A 23,451-nucleotide genomic window follows, 5' to 3' on the forward strand; every position below is an offset into this window, starting at 1 on the left:
ACGTATTAGCAAGTTGCAGGCAAAATGACAGAGATAAACAACGCAGCTAACACTACAAGCAAACGCAACGCTGCAATAGATGGCATGCGTGCTATTGCTGTTATTGCGATTGTAGCGTTCCACCTACGTCCAATAGTACTTCCAGGAGGATTCTTGGGAGTAACAATGTTTCTTGTTATGGCTGGATACTTCAGCACTGTATCTCTGCTAAAAATGTTTGAAACATCAAATGCGCAAAAGTCGCCAGCAACCAGCGAACAAACCAAAATACCGGTAAAGTCTAAAATATTCGCCTACTTAAAATACTTGTTTAAACGCGTAAAACGAATTTGGCCGTCTACTATAGGGATTATTGCTCTGAGCGCCCCACTAATGTGGCTATTTTCACCAAGTCTTTTAACAAAACTACAATCTGACGCACTAACAGGCGCTAGCTTTACAAGCAATATGGCGTATATTTTACGAAAAGTATCTTACTTTGAACAATCAGGACTACCATCCCCAATAAAACACCTTTGGTATTTGGGACTTATTATGCAAATCTTTGTATTTTGGCCGATTATACTATGGGCGATTCTTAAAATTGTGCACTCTAAATTTGTAAGAATGTGCGTTACGGCGATTCTTATGATTGCATGTTCGTTGGCAAACCTAGCAATTACGATTTTTTATGGAGATGGCCAAACCATTGCGCGCGTGTATTACTCTATTGACACTCGAGCTGGAGAATTCTTAATTGGTGCATTACTAGCAATGTATTGCACATGGTTTAGCGAACGTTCCATTATCAAAATTATTGCAGATGCTTGTAAATATATTGTTGGAAACAAAAGCAAAAAAACACAAATCGAAAAAATAGAGGATTCATCAGAGATAGAAGCGCAAAATACACAAAATACGCAAAATAAAAGCCAATCCTCAGAAGCCTCGATACCAGACGATTTACTAGCAGGATTGCAAGTAAACATGATGGAATCTGATAAAGATGGCGAATATGACGAATCCGATGAATCTAATAATGAAATTGCTGGGGAAAAGTGGCAACAAACCAACGAATCAGAAAACACTGATAAAGTAAAAACTGATCTAAAAAATAAATCAGAATCTGGTAAATTCGCAAAAATAGCAAAAACTCTTCAAAAACCTCTAAGCACACTACAAAAATCGATTATAGGATTGGCTGCGTTAATTTTTATTCTATGGTGCTTAGTGAAAGAAGACGGTTCAAAAACCTGGATTGTTTACGGCGGATACACGATATTCGCAATAGTTTGCGCGATTTTAATGTGGTCCTGCCTACAGAAAAATAGTATTTGCACTAAAATACTTGAAATTGCTCCACTGAAATATATAGGTCTAAGATCTTTTGCGATTTACATAGTCCACTTCCCTATTCTAGAAATACTAAACCCTGCTACAAGAACCACACAGATAACTCTTTGGGAACAGGCAGGGCAATGCGTAATAGTTATTATTGCAGCAGAGGTTTTTTACAGAATGTTCGAGATGCCTCTTGCAAATAAGCATATAACCTTTAGTATTATCCAGAAAGACGATATTATCTCGGATGATATAGACGCGAAAAACCCTGATTTATCTTCAGATACTTTAAACGTTAAAAGTAAGAATATAAGATTGCCGTTTGTTTTAAGAAGAACGGTAATAGTGATTTGTGCAATAGTTGGGCTAGCAATAATTGCAGCGCCAGTTAACTGGAATAGTATTGCGCAAGCGCGAGCTATACAATTAAGACCAGAATTAAACGCGCAAGACGCGAATACTCAAAACAAAACTGCACAAGAAAAAACTGCACAAGAAAAAAATTCCGCTAATACGAAGAAAAAAACAGGCGGAAAGCGCGAGAATATAGAAAAACAAACGCTTCCAACAAAACCATCTGACCATAGGATTCTCAACCCGATTGCAGAAAAAGTGCCAGAAAACATAAATACAAAACCATGGAAAATAGACTCAAAACGCAATGTTTGCACTGCAGACATAACAATGGTTGGAGATTCCGTAACAGAAGGCGCAAAACCATACCTTATGCAAGCATTACCAAACGCTTGGATTGACGGAAAAGTGAGCAGACAAATATTCCACGGAGCGGAAGATTATCAGCAAGATTTAGTTGGGAAACACCCTGGAAGCGTTGTAATCTATGAGCTTGGAACAAACGGACCTCCTAGAGACGAATCTGTTTTGCAAAATATGGTAAATGTTACAGGCGGCAAACCAGTGTATTTTGTAACAACCCGTGTTCCACAGCCTTGGCAAGACGAAACAAACGCAAGACTGCGCGCTTTTGCAGCGAAACGCAAAAACGTTGGAATAATAGACTGGTATGGTTTAAGCGCAGGACACTCCGAATTCTTAACAGACGATGGAATACATTTGACTCCTATTGGAGGTCCACAATACGCGCAAATGATAAGACTAGCCGTGTGCGGAGGATAATTTACTGGTAAATCCTAGTAAGAATCATGGTAAGTCCTGCGCAAATTTTGGTAAGTCCTGCGCAGCAAATCAAGTCGAAACATTACGATGGTATACATGACTGAATTAAGAACCACAATATGCTCGACTGCGCATAGCGAAGAAACAACAGCTTGGAAAAATCCGCTACGCGATCCACGAGACTTGCGTTTGGCTCGTATTGCAGGACCATGTAGTTTAGTAATATTCGGAATTACTGGCGATTTAGCGCGCAAAAAACTTATGCCAGCCGTATACGATTTGGCGAATCGAGGGCTTTTGCCACCTGGATTTGGTTTAACGGGCTTCGCAAGACGCGACTGGACAGATGAACATTTTGTAAACTTTGTGCGTGAAAATATTCAACAACACTGCCGCACACCATTTCGTGAATCAACATGGATTAACCTTGCTAAAGGCATACGTTTTGTTCGCGGAACATTCGACGACGCAAGCGCATTTGAGCGCTTAAGCAAAACCGTAAGCGAATTAGACAGAGATCTCGGAACTCGCGGAAATCACGCGTTTTACATGTCGGTTCCGCCTTCTAGCTTCCCTGTTGTGGCACAGCAGTTAGCAGCATCGGGGCTTTCACATTCCTCCGAAAACGCGTGGAGACGAGTGATAATAGAAAAACCTTTTGGTCACGATTTAACAAGCGCACAAGAGTTGGATCGCGTAGTTTCCGAAGTTTTTGACCCTAATTCTGTATTCCGCATAGACCACTATTTAGGCAAAGAAACTGTGCAAAATTTGCTGGCTTTTCGTTTTGCAAATGCAATGTATGAGCCAATTTGGAACGCTAATTATGTTGACCACGTGCAGATTACTATGGCAGAAGATATTGGCATAGGCGGCAGAGCTGGATATTATGATGGGATTGGAGCAGCCAGAGATGTTATTCAAAATCATCTGCTGCAACTAATGGCTCTTACTGCTATGGAAGAGCCAGTAAGTTTTAGTGCTAGTGACTTGACGGCTGAAAAAACTAAGGTCTTGTCTGCTATACGCTTGCCTAAAGATTTAGCAACAAATACTGCGAGAGGTCAATACGCAGAAGGTTGGCAAGGATCGTATAAAGCCGTTGGATATTTGCAAGAGCAAGGAATTAGCCCGGATAGCACTACGGAAACATACGCTGCCGTGCGTTTAGACGTAGACACTCGTCGCTGGGCTGGAGTTCCGTTCTATTTGCGAACCGGAAAGCGCTTAGGAAAGCGCGTTACAGAGATTGCCGTGATTTTTAAGCGCGCTCCACACTTGCCTTTTGAGTCCACTGCTGTGCGTGAACTTGGTAGTAATGCGATTGTGATTCGCGTGCAGCCAGATGAAGGCGTAACAATGCGATTTGGCGCAAAAGTGCCAGGCGGAACATCTATGGAAGTTCGCGATGTTTCTATGGACTTTAGTTATGGAAGATCTTTTACAGAAAACTCTCCAGAAGCCTACGAGCGCCTTATTCTAGACGTTTTACTTGGCGAGCCACCGCTTTTCCCAACTACACAAGAAGTTGATTTAAGTTGGAAAATCTTAGATCCTATTGAAGATTTTTGGAGTTCGCTTGGTACACAGCCTCAGCCATACCGTGCTGGAACGTGGGGTCCAGCGGAAGCTGACGCTATGCTTGCTCGCGATAATCGCCATTGGAGGCTGCCATGATTATTAATCTTCCTAACACAAACACGTCTAAAATCTCTGCAAAAATCGACGAGCTTCACGAAGAGCGTGGAGAATCTGCAACTGGACGCGTGCTAACTCTTCTTATTGACACCACTCTTAAAGATCTTGAAAACGCACTGGGAGCAGCAAATGCAGCTAGTCGCGAACACCCTTGTAGAGTTATTGCCATTGTTCGCGAATCACAAGTCAATATAGCAGATTCACAAAGCGAAGAAACGCCAAACTTAGACGCGCAAGTACGCTTTGGCGCAGATGCTGGAGCTGGGGAAATCATTATTCTCTACCCTCATAATGGCTTAGTTCGACATCCAGATACGCTTGTTATTCCTCTGCTTGTTCCAGACGCGCCGATTGTTGCGTGGTGGCCTACAAATGCACCAGAAAATCCTGCTAAGGACTTGCTTGGAACTATGGCAAGTAGCAGAATCACTGATGCTCAAAATGCGGACAATACCCTTGAAACTGTGAAAAATTTGCGCAAAAACTGGTCTTCTAAAGATGTTGATCTTTCTTGGACTCGTCTTACTCCTTGGCGTGCAATGCTAGCTTCTATGCTTGATCAGCCTCCGCATTTACCTGTTATTAGCGCTAAGGTTAGCGGTCCAAAGCATTATGTTCCGATGCATTTGCTCGCACAATGGCTAAAAATATCGCTTAATGTTCCTGTTGAAATTGTTGAGGATTCGAGTGCGCATGCAATTACGGAGGTAAGTCTTAAAAGACAAGATGGCGTGCTTTCTTTGACTCGTCCTTCTGGAGAAGAACAAGCAATGATAAGTCTTCCAGGACAAGCAACACAGCCAATTGCAATGCCAATTAGATCTTTAGAAGATTGCTTGAGTGAGGAGTTGCGTAGAATCGATCCAGATGAGATCTATGCTCAACTTGTTCACGCAGATTGTTGCACAATGCAAGATAACGAACTTTAATACAACGGGTAAAAAATAATAAAAGGATTCATTATGGCTGAAGATTTTAGATTTGCGCATAACGCAACAGTGTACGGCTACGATAATCAAGATATTCTAGCTGCTGTTGCTGCGCAAAAGCTTGTGACTTTGATTATGCAATGGCAAAACAATGTTGAAAATCTTAATAAGCCATTCCATCTTTTGCTAACAGGTGGAACAGATTCTATTCGCATGTTTCAAATGTTAGCTAGCAACCCATTGCTTCCAGCAATCAACTGGTCCAATGTTCATATTTGGTGGGCAGATGAACGTTTTGTAGCTTATAACAGCGACGATCGCAATGCGCTCAAGGCTCGCGAGCTACTTCTTAACATGCTTAGCGATCACAAAGTTTTGCAGGAGTCTCATATTCACGAAATGCCTGCAGATGATCGCAATGCGCAAGAAGTGGCGAATGCTGGCGATGCTGAAAACAATGCGATTTTAGACGCAGCAGCACGCGATTACGAAGAAGAAATTATAGGTTTACTAGGCAAAGAGCCTGTGTTTGATTTGGCAATTCTTGGCATGGGACCAGACGCACATATGGCTTCACTTTTCCCAGGATTGCCGCAAATTCATAATCGCGATCGCATAGTTTTAGGCGTGAATCACTCCCCTAAGCAACCGCCAATGAGATTAACTCTTAGCGCACCCGTGCTGGCTCATAGCCGCCGCACTTGGTTCTTAACGGCTGGAGAGCAAAAAGGAAAAGCTTTAATGAACGCGCTTTCTTCGGATAATAACCCAGATTATCCTGCGTCTTTTGCCAACGGCACGGAAGAAATCGCATGGCTAACCACCGCAGAAACTTTGCACGCTGCAATTCAGTAATCTGCATAATATTCAGCAAGTCAAAAATTAAATGCGCTACATAAATTGGCGCAAATGCGAAAATAGCATGTTTAAAACATGGCGCATTTGGGAAAATCTTCATAAAACCATTGAAATATCAAGGAAATCAATCAATTTAAGAATATTAGTAAAATTCAGCAATAAAATATGCTAAAAAAGATCAGAATAGAGTACATGCCTCTGCATAATAATGCAAAGGCATGTTAGTTATAAATATTATTTTGATTTAATCCTGCTTTACTTCTGGGCGATTAGGCTCTGCCCACAAAGTGTGGAATACTCCTGGCTCGTCAATACGACCGTAAGTGTGAGCGCCGAAGAAATCGCGCTGAGCCTGAATAAGCGAAGCTGGCAAACGCTTGGAACGCAAGCCATCGTAGTATGCAAGCAAGCTAGAGAATGCTGGCACAGGAACCCCGTGCTCAACTGCGCGCGCAATAACACGACGCCAAGCAGCTTGAGACTTTTCAATAGCATCCTTAAAGTAAGGAGCAAAAATCAAGGAAACACTCGCCTGCCCAGATTCAAAAGCCTCGGAAACGCGGTTTAAGAATTGTGCACGAATAATGCATCCGCCTCGCCAAATGCGAGCAACAGCAGCCTGGTCAATCTTCCAATCATGCTCAATTGCAGCAGCTGCAATCTCGTCGAATCCCTGAGCGTAAGAAACAATCTTAGAAGCATACAAAGCTTGGCGAATATCCTCAATAAACGCCTTACGCTCAGCATCGTTCAAATCAAAATGCATATCTGGACCAGTCAAGCCTTGACTTTCAGCAGCTTCTCGCAAAGCAACTTGGCTTGAAAGTCCGCGAGCAAACACAGCTTCAGCAATACCCGTTACAGGTATTCCGAGAGAAAGCGCAGACTGCACAGTCCAAGTACCCGTGCCCTTCATACCAGCGTGATCCACCATCATCTCAACCAAAGGCTTACCAGTCTTAGCATCCTTCTGTCGAAGCACATCTGCCGTAATCTCAATCAAATAAGAATCAAGCTCGCCCTTGTTCCACTCGCTAAACACGTCCGCAATTTCGTCAGACTTCATGCCCAAACCACGAAGCATTAAATCGTAGCTTTCTGCAATAAGTTGCATATCCGAGTACTCAATACCGTTGTGAACCATCTTCACAAAGTGGCCAGCGCCATCAGTGCCAATATGGGTTACGCAAGGCTCACCTTCTGCAACAGCTGCAATCGACTTTAAAATAGGGCCAAGAGTCTTCCAAGACTCCTCCGTGCCACCTGGCATCATCGAAGGACCGCGCAAAGCGCCTTCTTCACCACCAGAAACACCGCAACCAACGTAGTGAAGACCGCGCGCGCGAATGTTACGCTCTCGGCGAATCGTATCTTCAAAGTAGGAGTTTCCGCCGTCAACAATAATATCTCCTGGCTCCATAGCGTTTGCAAGCTCTTCAATAACAGCGTCTGTAGGAGCACCAGCTTTTACCATAATGATTGCAGTGCGTGGGCGCTTAAGCGAAGCAACAAATTCTTCAACAGTTTTAGCAGGAACGAAAGCACCTTCACTGCCGTACTCATTCATCAAGGTTTCTGTGCGCGAATAATGACGATTATAAACAGCAACTGTATTACCGTGATGTGCAAGATTTCTCGCTAAATTCGACCCCATAGCCGCTAAACCAACAACGCCAATATTTGCTCTAGCTTGATTTTCCGCCATTTTGCACCTCTATCTTTTAATATTTATAACCGTAATATTTATAACCGTTTTATTATTTTATGATTGCTTTATTTTTAACACTTAACCAATCAAAACACACTTTTTTAAGTTTATCTACCTATATGCACAAGCGTCATTCATACGATCACAAAGCCTACGACATAGCCCACGCGTTAATGGCAATTTTGTGATAAAGATTACATTTTTACTTTTATTAGTCGCTATTAAAAAAACATAAATACCGCTTAAATCTTACAGACACGCGTGATAGCCAAAATTTGGACACACTAAATATAGGGATTAGACATACAACACGCCACTATAAATAGTGTTAAGTGGTAGTAGACTGTTAAATCGTGCCAAAAAGCACAAACTTAAATAATCATAAAGAAAAAAGACTTAGAATACACTCAACGAAGGGAGAAGAACCGTGACTATTACAGTTTTCACCAAGCCACATTGCCCACAGTGCGATGCCACAAAGCGTCAATTCACTAAGCTAGGCGTGAATTTTGAAACAGTAGATTTAACTCAAAGCCCTTCTACTTTAGACCAATTGCGCGCAGCAGGATATCGCCAAGCGCCAGTGGTGATTACTCCAAACTCGTCGTGGAGTGGGTATCGCCCAGATTTGATTGCGCAAATCGCAAGCCAACTAGAAGACGAAAATCAAAGCAATAAAAATAATTAAAGCAATCAACAATCAAAATAATCAAAGCAATCAAGAAGCATAAAAATGTGTGATCAAGAAAATATGTCACAACCAAGCGAGCCAGAAGCGCGCGCACAAGGCGAATCAATCGGAGCTGTAGTCTATTTTTCTTCCGTCTCCGAAAACACACTACGATTCGTGAAAAATTGCGATTTTCCAAGCAACAATGTGAACGTATATCGCATACCGCTTCGACCAAAAGAGCCAGAATTGCACGTGCGCGAGCCATACGTTTTGATTGTACCGACTTACGGCGGAGGAAACATATCTAAAGCAATACCAATGCAAGTGCGCAAATTCCTAAATAATCGCGAAAATCGTTCGTTTATTCGCGGCGTAATATCTTCTGGAAATACGAATTTTGGAGATGCATATTGCGCTGCAGGCGGTCAAATCGCTGGAAAATGCGCAATCCCAAATATGTATTCGTTTGAACTTACGGGAACTCAAGAAGATATAGAAAAAGTAGCGCAGGGAATACCAAAATTTTTAAGGCAATTAAAAGAAACAGAAGAAACGAAATAAACAAATAAACAAAATCAACAAAAAACAGCGTTTGAAAAGCAAAACTAACGCACGAGGAAAGGAATAAACACCATGAATAGCACGGATCCGATGAGCGAATCTACTTCGCTTAATCTTGATCACACTGACGACACCAACACTGCTAGCAGCACAGCAGAGCGCATTCGCAACAGCCGCGACTACCACGTTCTTAACGCTATGCTCGGTCTTTTCGACCCAGAAAAAGGTATTCAGTTTGATAAAGATCAGGAAGCAGAAAAGCTTTACGTTTCGGGTTACGTGCAAGAACACAGCATGAAGTTTGCTTCAACTCATGAGCGCTTGAACTATTTGATTAGCAACTACTACTACAACGGAAACGTGTTCGGCAAGTATAGCAGCGAGTTTCTAGATAAGTTCTACGAGCACGCGGAATCTGCTCACCACACTTTTGGCACATTCTTGGGTGCTTTTAAGTTCTACACTTCTTACGCTTTGAAGACTTTCGACGGCAAGCAATATTTGGAAAACTTCGCTCAGCGCGCAGCTGCAGTCGCTTTGGAACTTGCAGACGGAGACGAAAAAGCAGCGCTCAACTATTTGGACGAGATGCTTGCAGGCCGATTCCAGCCAGCCACTCCAACGTTCTTGAATCTTGGTAAAGCTCAGCGCGGAGAGGCTGTGAGCTGCTTCCTCGTGCGTTTGGAAGATAATATGGAGTCTATTGCACGCGGAATTAACTCTGCTTTGCAGCTTTCTAAGCGCGGCGGCGGCGTGGCTCTGCTTCTTACGAATTTGCGCGAGCTTGGTGCTCCTATTAAGCGCATCGAAAATCAGTCGAGTGGCGTTGTGCCTGTTATGAAGCTTTTGGAAGATTCATTCTCTTATGCTAATCAGCTTGGCGCTCGTCAGGGCGCTGGTGCCGTGTATATTAGCGCTCACCACCCAGATATTATGCGTTTCCTTGACACTAAGCGCGAGAACGCGGACGAGAAGATTCGTATTAAGTCGCTTTCTTTGGGTGTTGTGATTCCAGATATTACTTTTGAGCTTGCTAAGCGTAAGGAAAAGATGGCTTTGTTTAGCCCTTACGACGTTGAGCGCGAATATGGCAAGCCTTTTGCAGACATTTCTGTTACTGAGCATTACGATGAGATGGTTGCAAATCCTCGCATTCACAAGAAGTACATTGATGCTCGCGAATTCTTTATGACGCTTGCGGAGATTCAGTTTGAGTCTGGCTACCCTTACATTTTGTTTGAAGATACTGTAAATCGCACAAATCCTATTGAAGGCCGCATTACTATGAGCAACTTGTGCTCCGAGATTTTGCAAACTCAAGAGGCAAGCACTTATAACGCCGACTTGTCTTATAGCCACGTTGGTCGCGATATTTCTTGCAATCTTGGCTCGCTTAATATTGCTAAGGCGATGGACGGTGACTTGGGTACAAGCGTTGATTTGGCTGTGCGCGCGCTCACGTCTGTTTCGGAGCATACTTCGATTGATTCCGTGCCTTCGATTCGTCGCGGAAACGCAGAGGGCCATGCTATTGGCTTGGGTCAAATGAATTTGCACGGTTTCCTTGCTCGCGAGCACATGCAGTACGGAAGCGAGGAAGCTCTTGACTTTACAGACATGTACTTTATGACGGTTGCTTACCACGCTTATAAGGCTTCTCACGCTTTGGCTGTAGAGCGCGGGACTGCTTTTGCAAGCTTTAAGACTAGCGCTTACGCTAAGCCTGCAGGAAAAGGCAACTACTTCGATAAGTACACTGATGGCAGCCGCTCGCTTGAGCCTAAAACTCAAAAGGTTCGCGATTTGTTTGCTCGTTTTAACGTTGCAATTCCAACCGTTTCGGATTGGGAGCAATTGCGCGACGAGATTTTGCGCGATGGCATTTACAACGAGTATTTGCAGGCTGTTCCTCCAACTGGTTCCATATCGTACATAAACCATTCCACGAGTTCAATACACCCGATTGCTTCTCGCATTGAGATTCGCAAAGAGGGCAAAGTTGGCCGCGTCTACTACCCTGCTGCATACATGACGAATGACAATATGCAGTACTTTAAGGATGCTTACGAGATTGGTTGGAAGGCAATTATTGACACTTACGCGGAGGCAACTCAGCATGTAGATCAGGGATTGTCTCTTACTTTGTTCTTCCCAGACACTACGACTACTCGCGATTTGAACAAAGCTCAGATTTACGCGTGGCGTAAGGGTATTAAGACTCTTTACTACATTCGTATTCGCCAGAAGGCTTTGGAAGGTACAGAAATCGAGGGTTGCGTAAGCTGCACGCTGTAAACCTTATGGTTGTAAATCTTTCGCAAATTAAATCAAAAACTTAAAAATTTTATAAAACGTAAACACAGAATCAGGAGTAATTATGACAGAACTCAGCCCAACTGCGCTCGATCCAACAGAACTTCGCAGTAGCTTAGATAAGCCTTTCGGCACGAACCGCGTAATCGCAGACGACGCTATGATGGCAGATTCCATCACCCCAGCTCAATACCGCTATCATCACGGATCTCGCGTGCGCCCAGTTAATTGGAATAATATTGTTGACGACAAGGATTTGGACGTTTGGAATCGTCTTATTGCTAACTTCTGGCTTCCTGAAAAGGTTCCGCTGAGCAACGATATTCCTTCTTGGCGTTCCCTCACCGATCTTGAACGCAAGACAACTACTCGCGTTTTTACAGGCTTAACTTTGCTTGATACCAGCCAGGCAACTATTGGCGAACTTTGCCAGATTGAGCACGCACGCACGGAGCACGAGCAGGCTATTTACACGAATATTGCTTTTATGCAGTCGATTCATGCGCGCTCCTACTCCTCTATTTTCTCCACTCTTTGCTCTAGCGAGGAGATTGACGAGGCTTACCGTTGGGCTGTTGGAAACGATGTTTTGCAGCAGCGAGTTACAACCGTGCTTTGCGAGTATGAGAGCGAAGATCCACTTAAGCGTAAGATTGCTGCAACTATGCTTTCTTCGTTGCTTCTTTACGCAGGTTTCTACCTTCCGCTTTATTTTGCTTCCCGCGGCAAGATGATGAATACTGCCGATATGATTCGCTTGATTTTGCGAGATAAGGCGATTCACGGCTACTATTCTGGCTACAAGTTCCAGCGCGGTTTGGAACTTAGAAGCGAGAACGACAAGAAGAATCTTGAAAAGTTCACTATGAACTTGCTTGATACTTTGTATGATTTGGAAGTTGAGTATTCTGGTCAGATTTACGAAGGATTTGACTTCCACGATGACGTTTTTGACTTCGTGCGTTACAACGCTAACAAGGCTTTGATGAACCTTGGCTATCCTGCTAAGTACAGCGAAGAAGAAACTCACGTAAGCCCTGAGATTCTTGCGGCTCTTTCTCCTGCAGCCGACGAAAATCACGACTTCTTCTCCGGCTCTGGTTCCAGCTACATTATGGGCAAGTCTGTTGAAACCGACGACGACGATTGGGATTTCTAGTCACTTAGTTGCTTCATTGCTTCGTTAATTAGTTAATTAGTTAATTAATCAGGTTGCTTATGCACTTTTCATAAGCAACCTATTTTTTTATTTAATTATTTAAGAATATTTCCAAAGCGGAAATATTCTTAAATGTTGATTGTTGAGAACGTGCAAACTACTAATAGTAAAAGTTTTTTAAAAAGTTTTCTAAAAGCACTATCGTTAAAAATAGGTACGCTTATTTGTGTAGATAAAATCTGCACGCTAGTATGTTGGTAATTTACAAAACGAGAATCACGAGGAGGTGCTTATTATGACTAATCCTTTGCGCGGTATACGAGAAGAAGATATCGTCAAGTATTTTAAAGATCACAATCTTTCAGTTGATAAGACGTATGTATTTACAATGAAATACGACCCTTGGTGGAAAGATTTAATCAAACTATTTTTGTTACCTAAATTATTCTATGTAGCGCAAGGCGTTGTTGCACGTATTATTGCTGCCACTAATAATGAGTTTATTATTGTTAATCCGAATGTCATTTTAGGCTCGGGTAATCTAGCTAAATTAGACGATAAGTATCTTCGTCGTATTGCGTGGAATCAACTCACTAATTTTGAAGTTATAAGTAAACCAACAACTCAAATAATTCGTTTTACTGCGAATGGCAAAACCGAAGAATGGAGTGTGCCAACGGAAAGTGCTAGCGTATGGCACTTTAATGTGTACAATCTTGATAATTTGAGAAAAACAATACAATCGCACATCTCTTGATAAGCGGATTCCAAAACAAGATATCATATATTGTATGAACACTACTTACGCAATTGTTGATAATGACACGCTTGTATTGCGATATATGCAACTTCTTCTTAAAAGTCGTTTGCCTGAAAACTTTGTTTGTGCATGGATGTGTTCTTCTGCAAAACAAGCTATTCATCGTTGCGTTGCAGAGAATACTCCTGACGTACTTTTAGTAGATATGTCAATGAGAGAAATGAGTGGTGTTGATGTAATTAAGGCAATTCGCGAGCGCAATAGCAATATTGTTTTAATTGGCATTACTTCCTACATGCTAGATGAATACGTATTGCAAGTTGCTAAGTCGGGTGGTCAAGCGCTAGTACATAAAGACAATTTAGCAGACGTAGTTGCAGCCATCCAATCGCGCGCAACAAGCTACGGTTGCCCAGAATTGCCACAATATATTGACTATTTTCACACTCCGCAAGAATCATTTAATATGATTTCTCAACTTCCGAAGACTTCAGTTTTGTCTCCTCAAGAATCGGAAATTATGCGCTTGTGCAAACAGGGGTATTCTACGAAAGAGATTGCAGATCAACTTAATGTGAAAGTTTCAACAGTAAACACGCATTTACGGCGTATTTATGGAAAACTTCAAGTCCGAAGTCGAATGCAGGCGCTTGCTGTGCTCGCAAAGTATTCGCATGACATATAACGTGTAAGAAATTAACGTGTAAAAGTAGGTAGTTATGAAATTATTAACGCGTATGATCAATTTTTTGCCGCATGACGCATGGCAGAAAATTGGAATTGGTGTAATCATAAGTTGTACTTTGATTCTTGAAATTTGTTCCTATAATAATCTTCATTACTACTCTAATTGGCATGCAATTACAGTTGAAATAGTATGGATTGTAATATGCTTATGTATTGCAATATGGCCTCATAAAGCATCTTTTATTGTGCTCATTTGGATGCCGTTGGTAATTATTGCGCCAAATATCAACTACTCATCTATGATGCTTACCATATTGATTTGTTTGGCAATTGCTGTAATTACTCAACCTTGGTACACTGTACTTTCTTCTTGCGGAGTATCTTCATGGTTCTTTATTATCTGCGATTTTCAAAACGCTCATGTGTTAGCGTGGTGGCTTCTTATAACTCTTATTTCTAGCGCAATCGTAAAATACTATATTTCTACTATTCACCAACAGCAGGAACAGTTATTTGCACAGCGTTACAACGTTTTTCAAAAATATGCCACTATTGCTGCAATTCGCATGCACGATGAAGTAACTAATGAGCTTTCCAGCATTATGATGATGGCTCAACAATCTATTGAACCTCAAACGACTCATGACCAAGAGCATGAAAATTCGCGAGAGATTCTTCAACGTGCTACTACAGCTGTTCATAGAGCACGTAATATCATTTCTCTTCTTGACAATGCTACAACTGCAAGCACTGGCGATGCTATGCAATCGACTACATGTTATAAAGATTTTTGTACAGGATTACGCGTTTTATTTGATGGTGAGCAAAAGTCATTTGAGAAGCTTGGCTATATTGGTTCCATTGACTTTAGTAGTGATTTAGCTGCTGAAGATTCGAGATCAGCGCATTTGCCTTTTGAAGAATGTGCTCAGATTGAGTATATTTGCCGAGAACTGCTTGCGAACGTAAAAAAGCATGCTGCAAAGCCTAAAGAATACGCCATGAATGTAATGCTTAATGACAATGAATGTCATATTACGTGTATAAATAGTGCGCAACGAGGTATTCTTGCTAACTTGCAATTAGGATATGGACTGCGTTTTCATAAGATGCTTGCGGAACGCGTTGGCGGAACTTTTAAAGTTATTGAAGATGGCGATTCGTGGATTATTAATGTACACGTTCCGCTTCATGTAGAGAAATAGCCATTGTGCAAGATACTTATTGTGCTTTCTCTTGCGCTTCAATCGAGTATTTGGACATATTTCAACCGAATATTTGGATGTGTCTGCTGCATGGCAGATGCAAGTAGGCGGTTAATTTGCAATGCAGAATGCTGTTTCGTTGCTATGTTATACACATTATCGTGGCAGATTCTGTTAGATTTGCGATTTTTGCCACGATAACGCAAGAGTCTGATTGATACTAGTTTAGCGGAATAACAACATTGACCAGCCAAGTGTCGTCATCTTTTTGCGCGCTTAAAGATCCACCTAAACGTTCCACAGATTTTTTGTGGAATAGTAGACCTTTGCCAAAAACAAGTCTTTCGCCAAACTTATTCAACGTCGAAATCGAATTCATACACATTATTCTGCATTCGCGCTTATCAACCGTAACGTTCATAGAAAAATCAACGCTAGTATTGCAATGCTTACGAATATTAGTAAGCAGCTCGCTGCACATGCGAATAGCACATTGAGCTTTTTCAGTACTAATAGTTGCAGAGGCAGTAAAATCACCACTCCCCGAACTTTTATCATTCACTGTTAGAGAGCCATAGTACCCAAGCTGCTCGCAAATCTTACGTTCAGCCTGTAAGCGTGCGCGAATATTGCATAAGAAATCAGCCAAAGTCATGCGATTATTGCTATTAGAACTATAAATAAACTGCGTGCTGGCAATATTTGAATCTAAAGAATCATCATACTTATGCTCAGCTTGTTCAAGTAGATTAATAACAAGTCGCGTTTTAGAAAGCGCATTACGAGAATGCTCAACAATCTGCTCTAGCGACTCTTTTGTATGATCACTTTTCTCGGTATACAAAGCATCAGTCGCAAGCAATGTAATATCCGTAATCTCATTGTTCACATCGTCGTGCAATTGCAATGCAACAGAAGCAATATAAGACTGGAACTCACTGCGCACAATATCCATTTTTGCGCGATTATTTTCCTCCAACATGTTCAAATACTTGCGCAAAGCGTAGCCACAAATCATGGAAATAAGAATAAAACAAGGGAAAGTAAGCGGAATGTACGCAATTTTTGCAAAGTACATAATATTCAGCGAAACTATGTACGCACAAAGCAAATACTTCCACGAATCGTAAAAGCCTGCAACAAACATGCTAGCGATCAATGAAAAAAGAAAGCAAGTTGCATTTACGCCTGGTACTGCTAACGTTACGCAATATAAAATCGGAGTTACGAGGGATATTTGACGAGGAAAAGCAATCAAAAGAAATATTGCGAACATCCAAACGTATTGGCACACAGATTGTAATGGATTATGCCACAAACCAGCTGTATTGCAAGATTGCACATCCATTGACACTACAAGAATCGCCAATATTATGAATAAAGTTCGCTGAATTTTCCAGCTTTTAACCAACTCAATAACGCGCGAAAATGTTTTCATTAACATGCGTTATCCGTTTCTTGCAAAAGATTCGGATGATTCTGCGGCGAATCATTAAAATATTGCATATTGCTATTTTGCTCACGATTTTGCATTGCAGCAAACGCGGATATTGCTTGCACTCGGTTAGAAACATGTAATTTTTTGTAAATTCTATGAATATGCGTGTTAATAGTGTTTGGCATAAGACCAAGTTGAGACGCAATCTGATTCGTTGTGTACCCTTTAGCAAGCAGATCCATAATTTTTAGTTCTTGAGGCGGCAAAACGCTGCGCGATCTTGATTTAGAAAGCCTAATAAAAGATTCTTGCGGAGTAGCAAAATCGTAAACAACGTCTTTAACGCAACGGCAGCCATACACATTCTGCTTATCGCAATATTGCAAAGCTTCTGCTAGCCCTTTGAAATTGTCTTTAGCAACCATCGCTTGCCCGCCAACTTGCGAAACCATAGAAGCGTAGGATCTACAATCGTAAGAAGTCATGCCAATTAAAATAATGCTGTTGTTTTTCTCACGAATTGCGCGTATTACGTCTACTCCAGACATGTCTTTCATTGACATATCTATCAGAATATAATCTGGAGTAGTTTTTGCTACTTGGCAATATTTCAAAGCTTGCACGCCTGATTTTACGCACCATTTGCACTCGTACTCGCTTGGCAAAAGCTTGCTGAGCACGTTTTGCATAACCGCTAAAACTAATGTGTCGTTATCTACTATTGCATACGTTTTTTGCATAATGGCTTTCTTGCAATCTTATGCTACTTTTCTTACATTCTACTTTATAAGCATGCGCAAAATAGAGCAAATCGTGTAGTAATAAATGATTACAAGTAATGCATGTAAATCAAATGTGATTATAATGAGTGACAATATGTGACTTTTGGTTGCGTTGAAAATTTATTTTTAATAATGATTGCAGCAGGATTATATGAAAAAACGACTAGTAGTATTGCACTCCGCAGAAGTAGCTGCGATGGCGTTTGCCTCAGCAGCTGCTTTTATGCGTAGCTTTGACTTTTTCGCTTTGTGGCTTGTTCTAGGACTTCTTTCTGTTGCAATGTATTCTTGTGCATATTTTTTCTTGCTCAAAAGCGTTATTAAAGCAAAAAATGCGTATATAGAAAATAATATATCTAAGCTTAGCGGCGCGGGCGCTAACAGCATAAGTAGTGATGTTGAGAATATAGAAAACAACAAAGATTACATAATGACTCTTGAGCGAGAGCGCAAAAAAGTCGAATCACAAAATAATCAAATACTCAACAATTACTCAAATAATTTAATAAATATTATTACATGCTTTATTTGTGGGCTTATTCACGTTCCTTGGATTTATTACTACGGAATTGCAAATGGCGTTTTAACATTAGTGATTCTGTGGCGAGTAATAAAGCGTCCACAAGGTCACCCTATTGATGAAAGCGATTTTTAAAGATTTAAGACTTTAAGGATTTAAGCTTATTGCTGATCTTCCATTGAAAGATTTAATCCTTTTGCAGCATTGCGAAAATATTCTATGTGATCGCCATAACCGTCTGCAATAATAGCATCCTCTTTTACAACAAAAGAGCCATTTTCTAGCACAATATATTTTGTAAAGACTTCTTCTAATTGCTTAGCTAATTCATCAATTTCATCTTGTGAAAGCTCTTCGCTACTATTTTCCGCAAAGTTATCTTCCTGCTTTTGAATTTGATTAATGCTATTTTCACTAACATTTCCTATTTTGTTTACGCTATCTTCTGGCTGCCAAGAGTTTATACCAAAATCACTCATGCTTACACTACCCATATCTGCGCTACTCATGTTTGTATCTCCTTGTATCTGTAACGTATTTGCGCAACATATTTGTGCGTTGCTTTAACTCTAATTACAAACATTTTCCGTGCAATCTTGAGTACTAAGTTCTGAGTACATAATATTGCTCGAAGACTTGCGGCATTTATACTAGAAATACAAAATACATACGAACGATAGGCAGCGTACACAAATTAGCTACAATGCTCACGAACAAAACAGCAAATTGGAAGGGAAACAACTCATGAGCAAGGACTCTATAAAACTTATTAAAAAAACGCTTATTTGGATTCTTAAGTGGGCAATATTTACAGCAATCGAATTCCTTCTTTTGTACGTTGCGATTATTTCTTGGAATCATGATTTTGCACAATTCATGCACGAATACAGAGATGCTATTATTCCATTTATGGCAGCAACCGGAGCCATGATAGCAACAACGATTCGCAACGAAGGAACTATTTTTGAAGTCAAGGAGTAAGGTGATTATGGCGCTAAAACGCAATATTGCAAACAATAAACAATTTATGATATAATTTTACTACGCCGTGACTGCGCCATATTGTAGGTTTGAGGTTAATCTTCAACACGGCGTCTATTTTTATTATTTCAATTTTCAATAATACGGCTGCCACTAGGTACAGCCACTACTCCAAATCCTTCCGCTTTACCTTGACTATTTCTACGAACGTTATTTCTTATCATATTATAAAAAGTTGAATCTCTTTTAGAACATTTTCTATAAACTGCTCCTGCAACTAAATCTGCAAACTGCACACCTACACTGTGATGAGAAGCTGCTATAAATAATCCTTCAATTAGATTGTTATAATCAGCTCGATGTGAGTCATGATTATTGAGTAGATCAAAATGGAAATCATCAAGTTGCTTATTTTGTTTACTATTACGAGCATCAATAACTATCATTCCATAAACTTTTGTACCAGCATTTTTACTTAAATCTTGAAGATAATACTGAAAACGTTCACATATTTTTTCAAACGCAGTGTGATACATATTTTCAGCATTGCCATCTTTATATTTATCGTAATACTCCTTAGTGTTCACTACAGCAGCAATAATTTTAAAATCTTCATTTTCCGAAATCAGCTTAAACAGATTCTCACGCAATTCATTCAATTCATTAACACTCAAATTAGAAAGAGGCGTGGTCTCGTTGCTTAATGGATGATTAATGAAATAACGCCACTTAACTTCCCCCTCAATCCCATATTTCTTTTTTAATCCATGCAGATTACTTTGTAATGATTTCCATTGCGATTCTGGAATGACTAATCCGCCCAAAACAAAATAAGGATTTTGCTCTACAGCATCACGTTTAGGAGCGGTTCCACTCTCGTCCAAAAAAAGAATTTGCATGAGAATATTTTATATGAAATATTCAACATTCTACAGTTATAAACACAGCACAGCTACTATTGCACTATTAATTAGATTATGCAAATATTTATAAACTATTGTATTTAATACAAATACGAGTATACTTTTACCTTCTACAGGTGTAGTGTAGAAACTGTATTAATACGATGCATTAACTAGCGCCCAACTTCAGCGGACAATATGGAGCTAACAATGAGAAGAAATAATAAATATAAAGGCATGCGCATACTTACTGCTTCAACTATCATTGCAGCAATGTCGCTACTTTCTGTATATCCAATAAGTGCATTAGCTATTACCCCCCCCCCCATCAACAGAAGTAACCGTAACTAACCCAGCTCCAAAAACACAACTTGTTGTAGATGGCACAAACGGATCAGACACAAACGATGGATCTGAAAGTAAGCCATTAAAAACTATTCAAAAAGCTCTTGAAAAAACTGCACAAAAACCTGCAAATATTACCATTAAAGGCAATTTTTCACTTAATACACCTGTAGAAATTCCACAAGACATTACACTTTCTATCGATAAATCCGGCGCCACAATAACAGGCTCAAATAATACCAACGATGGAATCACGCTGAAATCTGGTTCCACACTTCGCGGTGACGGCGAATTGAAAATGACTGCATTTAAGGTAGCTCTTACAGCGGAAAAAGGCTCTCTTATTACAGATGGCACATACACTTTCAAAGATAACGCAGTAGAAGACAGTCACGGAATTTACCTTGCGGGAACAGTAAAAGGCACAAGCAAAGATAAATTAAAAATTACTGCTGATGACAAATGTAATACAGGTTTTTATGCTGATGGTATTACTTTCGAAAATGCTACTATTAACGTTAAATCACAAATTCGCACATGGTTTGACGCAAGAGATTTAACTTTGAAGAATTCTTCACTTACCGTAGCAGGCTTTGGAATGTCATACTATGTAAACAAATTAAACATGGACAATTCGGAGTTTGTGATTAATCAAATTGGTTGGAGACACTCAACTGGTTTAACAATTCAAGGCGACTCAACTGTTACCAATAATTCACGAATTGTTGCTAATGCAGGATCTACAGCAGGCATTTCCGTTGGAATATCAAACGGAAAATTAACTGTTATCAACTCTACTCTTGAATTTAATAATGGTGGCACTGGCGGCTTAAATGTAAATACCGGAAAAGTAATTCTCATCAATTCTACAATCAAAGGTGATGGGAAAAATAGTGGAGCGCTTTTTGGAGCTCAGGAAAACGGATCTATTGAACTTAGAGAAGACTGCTTAATAGATAGCCCGGCAATCAAAAATGCAGATGGTGGAGCTGGAACAGAAAATAACTATGTTGTGACTGGAGGCTCGCACATGGTTACATATGCTCCTGATTATCACAGCAACAAGGGAAGCACTGTTCCTGTAAACGGTGAAGAAAACGGTAATGAAAGGCTAAGTCTCTTTACTCTTGCTGATAGTTCTGTGAATGAGATAAAACCAATTAACAAAAAAGGAAATACCTACATATACTCAGTTAAAAAAGCTTCTAAAGATAACGAAAAGCACGTATGGGTTCCAGCAGCAAAAGTGACATTCGAGCTCAATGATACAAAAGCTGAGGATTCTAAAAAAGCTAAAGGAGCTATATTCTCTGACTCTTCAACTAAAGCAAAAGAATCCCTTGCTATACGCGGTTACGCATTAAACTTTGCAAAAACAGTGGCAGGAGGAAGTACTGAAGTACCAGCAAATCCAATTGCTCCTGGATATAAGTTCCTCGGGTGGTTCTGCAAAAACGCTCAGCATAGCGAGCAAAAATTTACTGAAAAAATGATAATTAAAAGCGACACAACAGTGTACGCAAAGTGGGAAAAAGATTCCTCATCTTATGCTGTTCGCTACCATAATTGCGCTCAAGATGATGCAACATACATTGTTAGTGAAACTAGTCCAAAACGCACTAGCAAAGTTCTTTCATTCTACGAAGTTGTTAAAAATAATGCAAAATTTGCCCGAAAGGGAATGGTCTTCAAAGGTTGGACTACCGATAAAAACGGCAAAGGCAAGACTGTAAAAGCAGGTAGCAATATTTCTATATCGCAAAGTGAAAACTTAATTGACTTATATGCAAATTGGGAAGAAAAAGAATTTACAGTAAAATTCTCTGCAAATGGCGGAACTTTCTCCAATAACAGTATATTTAAGACAAATACAAAAGTATTTGAGATTAAAAAAGATAAGCGCGGTGGAGATGTTGCTGTTGTTAAGAAAACAGCAACATTTAGCGAAAACAGGACGCTAATCAATCTTATTAAAAGTTTGGATGATAATGTCAATATAGACACACCTGGCATTAGTGGCAAAGCAGATTCTGATTCAGACACAACTTATACAAATCTAGCCACGCGCAAATACTACACGCTTAAGAATAAAGATGAATCGTACAGTATATTCGGAATTACGATTGGAAGTTACTACTATTGGTTCAAAGACAAGAATGGAACTGAAAAAGCTAGTATTGATAACAATTTACGAGTGAACGACGATCTTACCTTCTACCTTAAGTGGGAGATTAATCCAAATGTTAAACAGATACAACAGGAGGATATTAATCTTCCTGCAGATTTATTAACTGGCGAGAACACAGCAACTACAGCGTATAAAGTTACTCCAGGACAAACTATTGATTTCACTGGCACAATCACAGCTTCAGTAGTAAAAGACCAAATGAAGACGATAGAAAAGAAATTTAACACAGTAAATGCGAAAGATTATGACAAAATTACTCTCGAAGATATGACATCTTCGTTCATGGCTACATTTACTATCCCAGACGGTTTAACGCTGCCTGAAAATATCACAAAAAATACACTTAAGCTCGATGGGTTCTCAGATACTTTTGCTATCCAGGATGTGCAAGTTAAAGACAAGACTGTAACAGTTACTATTAATTTGAAATCTGGCATTACAACGTATGCAGCATTGCAGACAGCAGTACAAACAAATCTTGGCGACGCAATGAAAATCACTATTCCGGGAATAAAGATAAATCAAGATTTCTCCGGAAAAGCTACAATCGTTGGAACAGTATCTGGCTCATTCCACGCAGCTGCAACATTTAATGGAACAACGAAATTATTTGACTTTACTTGGAACGGCTCACAAACAAACGATGGTAAGAACTCTGACGCAGCAGCAGGCGCTAATGATATTTCTCTCACCGTAGAATATGATCCACAAACTCCTCCGACACCTCCGACACCTCCGACTCCACCTACACCTGTTCCAGAACCTACACCTGTTCCAGAACCTACACCTGTTCCAGAACCTACACCTGTTCCAGAACCTACACCTGTTCCAGAACCTACACCTGTTCCAGAACCTACACCTGTTCCAGAACCTACACCTGTTCCAGAACCTACACCTGTTCCAGAACCTACACCTGTTCCAGAACCTACACCTGTTCCAGAACCTACACCTGTTCCAGAACCAACCCCAGAACCAACCCCAGAACCAACCCCAGAACCAACCCCAGAACCAAAATATAAGCCGACTCCAGAAAAAACACCAAACATTACGCCACTACCAAAAGAAAATCCAAATAATAAAATCGTAGAAAAACACAAAAATGAGAATAGCCAACTTCCAAAAACAGGAAGCGCAATATCACTAACCGCTTTTTCTACAATTTTAACGTTTGGACTTGCTGAAATCATAGCAAAAATTAAAGCACATAAAAATAAATAAACAATAATTTCATAAGAAAAAAACAAACAAAATAGGGGTTAGTATTGTAAACAACTGCACCACTAACCC

General features: G+C 40.3%; 20 protein-coding genes. 15 read left to right on the forward strand and 5 right to left on the reverse strand.

The features are described from left to right. The first annotated feature begins 24 nt into the window (after window positions 1-24). The 4 genes from HXT20_RS05910 to pgl all read left to right on the forward strand — a co-directional run bounded on the left by HXT20_RS05910 (window position 25) and on the right by pgl (window position 5,939). Window positions 25-2,457: an acyltransferase family protein gene (locus HXT20_RS05910; protein ID WP_075038430.1), complete on the forward strand. Its 2,433-nt coding sequence runs from the start codon at window positions 25-27 to the stop codon at window positions 2,455-2,457. A gap of 96 nt (window positions 2,458-2,553) precedes the next feature. Beyond that, on the forward strand, window positions 2,554-4,134 hold the full coding sequence (gene zwf / locus HXT20_RS05915; RefSeq protein WP_004138752.1) for a glucose-6-phosphate dehydrogenase: 1,581 nt from the start codon (window positions 2,554-2,556) through the stop codon (window positions 4,132-4,134). Next, a complete protein-coding gene (locus HXT20_RS05920; RefSeq protein WP_004114280.1) occupies window positions 4,131-5,084 on the forward strand; it encodes a glucose-6-phosphate dehydrogenase assembly protein OpcA in 954 nt (317 codons plus the stop codon). The genes zwf and HXT20_RS05920 overlap by 4 nt, the downstream gene beginning before the upstream one ends. Before the next feature lie 33 nt (window positions 5,085-5,117). After that, window positions 5,118-5,939, forward strand: a complete 822-nt coding sequence (gene pgl / locus HXT20_RS05925; RefSeq protein ID WP_004114279.1) for a 6-phosphogluconolactonase — start codon at window positions 5,118-5,120, stop codon at window positions 5,937-5,939. Window positions 5,940-6,186: 247 nt separating this feature from the next. Here pgl and gndA read toward each other — a convergent pair whose 3' ends face one another. Beyond that, window positions 6,187-7,647 carry an NADP-dependent phosphogluconate dehydrogenase gene (gndA, locus tag HXT20_RS05930; RefSeq protein ID WP_422114319.1) on the reverse strand — a complete coding sequence of 487 codons (1,461 nt, stop codon included), beginning with the start codon at window positions 7,645-7,647 and terminating at the stop codon, window positions 6,187-6,189. Between the two features lie 430 nt (window positions 7,648-8,077). On the opposite strand from gndA, the gene HXT20_RS05935 reads away from it, so the two are divergent. The 7 genes from HXT20_RS05935 to HXT20_RS05965 all read left to right on the forward strand — a co-directional run bounded on the left by HXT20_RS05935 (window position 8,078) and on the right by HXT20_RS05965 (window position 15,008). Continuing rightward, the gene (locus HXT20_RS05935) at window positions 8,078-8,338 is read left to right on the forward strand and encodes a glutaredoxin family protein (RefSeq protein WP_004124343.1); all 261 of its coding nucleotides are present in this window, start codon (window positions 8,078-8,080) and stop codon (window positions 8,336-8,338) included. A gap of 45 nt (window positions 8,339-8,383) precedes the next feature. Then, window positions 8,384-8,884, forward strand: a complete 501-nt coding sequence (nrdI, locus tag HXT20_RS05940; RefSeq protein WP_032836424.1) for a class Ib ribonucleoside-diphosphate reductase assembly flavoprotein NrdI — start codon at window positions 8,384-8,386, stop codon at window positions 8,882-8,884. A gap of 72 nt (window positions 8,885-8,956) precedes the next feature. Further along, window positions 8,957-11,179 carry a class 1b ribonucleoside-diphosphate reductase subunit alpha gene (gene nrdE / locus HXT20_RS05945; protein WP_004138562.1) on the forward strand — a complete coding sequence of 741 codons (2,223 nt, stop codon included), beginning with the start codon at window positions 8,957-8,959 and terminating at the stop codon, window positions 11,177-11,179. A gap of 82 nt (window positions 11,180-11,261) precedes the next feature. Further along, window positions 11,262-12,356: a class 1b ribonucleoside-diphosphate reductase subunit beta gene (gene nrdF, locus HXT20_RS05950; protein WP_004114270.1), complete on the forward strand. Its 1,095-nt coding sequence runs from the start codon at window positions 11,262-11,264 to the stop codon at window positions 12,354-12,356. Between the two features lie 295 nt (window positions 12,357-12,651). Further along, complete coding sequence (locus tag HXT20_RS05955) at window positions 12,652-13,113, forward strand: hypothetical protein (protein WP_004114257.1); 462 nt, start codon at window positions 12,652-12,654, stop codon at window positions 13,111-13,113. 34 nt (window positions 13,114-13,147) lie between these two features. Beyond that, window positions 13,148-13,801: a response regulator transcription factor gene (locus tag HXT20_RS05960; protein WP_020759544.1), complete on the forward strand. Its 654-nt coding sequence runs from the start codon at window positions 13,148-13,150 to the stop codon at window positions 13,799-13,801. A gap of 34 nt (window positions 13,802-13,835) precedes the next feature. Continuing rightward, entirely contained in the window at window positions 13,836-15,008 is a 1,173-nt protein-coding gene (locus tag HXT20_RS05965) for a hypothetical protein (RefSeq protein ID WP_020759543.1), read from the forward strand. Window positions 15,009-15,228: 220 nt separating this feature from the next. Here the strand turns inward: HXT20_RS05965 and HXT20_RS05970 are convergent, their stop codons facing one another. Together HXT20_RS05970 and HXT20_RS05975 are read right to left on the reverse strand one after the other, a co-directional pair. Further along, window positions 15,229-16,452, reverse strand: a complete 1,224-nt coding sequence (locus HXT20_RS05970; RefSeq protein ID WP_422114320.1) for a histidine kinase — start codon at window positions 16,450-16,452, stop codon at window positions 15,229-15,231. Continuing rightward, on the reverse strand, window positions 16,446-17,186 hold the full coding sequence (locus HXT20_RS05975; protein WP_174190773.1) for a response regulator transcription factor: 741 nt from the start codon (window positions 17,184-17,186) through the stop codon (window positions 16,446-16,448). The genes HXT20_RS05970 and HXT20_RS05975 overlap by 7 nt, the downstream gene beginning before the upstream one ends. A 193-nt stretch (window positions 17,187-17,379) precedes the next feature. Here HXT20_RS05975 and HXT20_RS05980 point away from each other — a divergent pair, with 193 nt between their 5' ends. Then, entirely contained in the window at window positions 17,380-17,883 is a 504-nt protein-coding gene (locus HXT20_RS05980; RefSeq protein WP_014554325.1) for a hypothetical protein, read from the forward strand. A 26-nt stretch (window positions 17,884-17,909) separates the two neighbouring features. Here HXT20_RS05980 and HXT20_RS05985 read toward each other — a convergent pair whose 3' ends face one another. Then, window positions 17,910-18,257 carry a hypothetical protein gene (locus tag HXT20_RS05985; protein WP_004116167.1) on the reverse strand — a complete coding sequence of 116 codons (348 nt, stop codon included), beginning with the start codon at window positions 18,255-18,257 and terminating at the stop codon, window positions 17,910-17,912. A gap of 235 nt (window positions 18,258-18,492) precedes the next feature. Here HXT20_RS05985 and HXT20_RS05990 point away from each other — a divergent pair, with 235 nt between their 5' ends. Beyond that, complete coding sequence (locus tag HXT20_RS05990) at window positions 18,493-18,729, forward strand: hypothetical protein (protein ID WP_004114248.1); 237 nt, start codon at window positions 18,493-18,495, stop codon at window positions 18,727-18,729. A gap of 128 nt (window positions 18,730-18,857) precedes the next feature. On the opposite strand, the gene HXT20_RS05995 is transcribed toward HXT20_RS05990, so the two are convergent. Next, window positions 18,858-19,628, reverse strand: coding sequence for a DUF3800 domain-containing protein (locus tag HXT20_RS05995; RefSeq protein ID WP_004114245.1), 771 nt, complete (start codon window positions 19,626-19,628; stop codon window positions 18,858-18,860). A gap of 213 nt (window positions 19,629-19,841) precedes the next feature. Here HXT20_RS05995 and HXT20_RS06000 point away from each other — a divergent pair, with 213 nt between their 5' ends. Both HXT20_RS06000 and HXT20_RS06005 read left to right on the forward strand, forming a co-directional pair. Next, window positions 19,842-19,982 (forward strand): hypothetical protein, encoded by a 141-nt coding sequence (locus tag HXT20_RS06000; RefSeq protein ID WP_422114321.1) that lies wholly within the window; start codon window positions 19,842-19,844, stop codon window positions 19,980-19,982. Window positions 19,983-20,274: 292 nt separating this feature from the next. After that, window positions 20,275-23,382, forward strand: a complete 3,108-nt coding sequence (locus tag HXT20_RS06005; protein WP_422114322.1) for an InlB B-repeat-containing protein — start codon at window positions 20,275-20,277, stop codon at window positions 23,380-23,382. The last annotated feature ends 69 nt before the right edge of the window (window positions 23,383-23,451 follow it).

The sequence above is a fragment of the Gardnerella sp. DNF00109 genome, assembly GCF_049262845.1.
In the GTDB taxonomy this organism is placed as follows: Bacteria; Actinomycetota; Actinomycetes; order Actinomycetales; family Bifidobacteriaceae; genus Bifidobacterium; species Bifidobacterium vaginale.